This is a genomic window from Photobacterium piscicola (assembly GCF_900166965.1).
Lineage (GTDB): Bacteria > Pseudomonadota > Gammaproteobacteria > Enterobacterales > Vibrionaceae > Photobacterium > Photobacterium piscicola.
In genome coordinates, this window is record NZ_FUZI01000048.1 from 1 (window position 1) to 955 (window position 955).

Genomic DNA, 955 nt, shown 5'->3' on the forward strand with positions numbered 1-955 from the left:
CCAGAAGTAGATAGCTTAACCTTCGGGAGGGCGTTTACCACGGTGTGGTTCATGACTGGGGTGAAGTCGTAACAAGGTAGCCCTAGGGGAACCTGGGGCTGGATCACCTCCTTACCTAAAGACTTATGCTGTTTTATGCAGTGTCCACACAGATTGCTTGGTAAAATTAGTTATTAGAAAATAGCGAAAGTGCTAATTAATGCAAACGCATTGATTAACGCTTTTGCGTTATGCTCTTTAACAATCTGGAAAGCTGACTAGTAAATTTAATCGAAAGATTAATTTTAAAAATGTTTTTATTCTTTGAATAAAAACGAGTTCTCAAAACAACACACATTCAAGTGTCTGTGTTTGCTTTCACTTTTTAAAGTGAAGACAAATAAATGAGTCCGGCGAAAAACCAATGTTTAATATTTTCTTGATCGAATTATTAAACGCAAACCTTGGTTGTTTGAACATACAAGACCTCTTGGGGTTGTATGGTTAAGTGACTAAGCGTACACGGTGGATGCCTTGGCAGTCAGAGGCGATGAAGGACGTATTAACTTGCGATAAGCCCAGATTAGGCAGTAAAAGCCTCTTGAGTCTGGGATTTCCGAATGGGGAAACCCACTTGCATAAGCAAGTATCATTAACTGAATACATAGGTTAATGAGGCAAACCGGGGGAACTGAAACATCTAAGTACCCCGAGGAAGAGAAATCAACCGAGATTCCGGTAGTAGCGGCGAGCGAAACCGGATTAGCCCTTAAGCTAGTTCTGCGTTAGGTGAAGGTTCTGGAAAGTACCGCGATACAGGGTGATAGCCCCGTAACCAAAAATGCATTATTAGTGAAATCGAGTAGGACGGGACACGTGATATCCTGTTTGAACATGGGGGGACCATCCTCCAAGGCTAAATACTCCTGACTGACCGATAGTGAACCAGTACCGTGAGGGAAAGGCGAAAAGAACC

Annotated in this window: 2 rRNA genes; both read left to right on the top strand. The window is 42.5% G+C overall.

What is annotated here, in order from left to right:
- Positions 1-114 (top strand): 16S ribosomal RNA (locus CZ809_RS20800); the annotation flags it as partial.
- Between the two features lie 367 nt (positions 115-481).
- Positions 482-955, top strand: a 23S ribosomal RNA gene (locus tag CZ809_RS20805); the annotation flags it as partial.